Consider the following 1169-nt stretch of genomic DNA (forward strand, 5'->3'; position numbering starts at 1 on the left):
TTATCTGTGAAGCAGACGTTAAAACTAACAGATATTGTCGCAGTAGGCTTTATGCTATTTGCGTTCTTTTTAGGTGCAGGCAACATCATCTTTCCACCTCTAGCGGGTCAGCTCGCGGGTGAAAACCTATTGCCAGCGATGTTCGGTTTCTTGCTAACAGCGGTAGGTCTACCTCTTATTACTATCGTTGCTATTGCTGTAGCAGGTGGATCATGGGATCACTTGACTCAAGATCTTCCGAAAAAAGCAGCAGTATTGATGGCAGCACTTATCTTCATCATTATTGGTCCTGCGTTTGCAGCGCCTCGTACAGGTCTAGTGGCTTACGAGATGGCCGTGAAGCCATTCTTTGTTGAAGCTTCTCAAGCGCACCTTACCGCGTTCTCTGTGATCTTTTTTGCGGTTGCAATGCTGTTCTCTTGGTTCCAAGGCCGTCTTATCGACTTGATCGGTAAAGTGCTGACTCCAGCGCTGTTTGTCGGTTTGATCATTCTTGCTGTTGCAGTATTCCTAGATCCTCAAGGCGATATGATTGGAGCTCGTGGTGAGTACCTAACTCAGCCACTAACCAAAGGCTTCCTTGAAGGCTACAACACCATGGATACTTTCGCATCGCTGATGTTTGGTATGTTGATGGTGGATGCACTGCGCGGCAAAGGTATTACGGAGCGTTCTGCGACGACTAAGTACCTGATTTTTGCAGGTTGTATCGCGGCGGCTGGTCTAGCATTTGTTTACATTTCGCTATTCTACTTAGGCGCTACCAGTGCAACAGTTGCTGCGGGCGCAGACAACGGTGGTCTGATTCTAAGCCAGTACGTTCAAGCGTTGTTTGGCCCTTACGGTCAAATCGTTCTTTCTGTGATTGTATTGCTAGCGTGTCTGACAACGGCTATCGGTCTGATTTCAGCATGTTCTGATTTCTTCAGCTCGAAGACATCACTGTCATACAAGCAGTGGGTTCTAATCAACGGTGCAGTATGTGCGCTAGTTGCTAACGTTGGTCTAGCGCAATTGATTTCGCTCTCTGTACCTGTACTGTTTGCCCTTTACCCAGTGGCGATTGCTTTGGTTGCTCTTACCTTTGTTCGTAGCAAGCTGCCAAATCCTCGCTCTGCATACCGTGCGGTCCTGCTAGTATCACTATTATTCGCACTTGTTGATGCAGC

1 protein-coding gene is annotated in these 1169 nt (G+C 47.6%); it reads left to right on the forward strand.

Annotation, left to right across the window (positions count from 1 at the left end):
- Nucleotides 1–6: 6 nt before the first annotated feature.
- Nucleotides 7–1169: branched-chain amino acid transport system II carrier protein (brnQ, locus tag R7F07_RS25155; protein WP_318110662.1), on the forward strand; the 1163-nt coding region annotated here is incomplete at its 3' end.

The sequence above is a fragment of the Vibrio sp. YT-16 genome (genome assembly GCF_033337405.1).
Taxonomy (GTDB): Bacteria; Pseudomonadota; Gammaproteobacteria; order Enterobacterales; family Vibrionaceae; genus Vibrio; species Vibrio alginolyticus.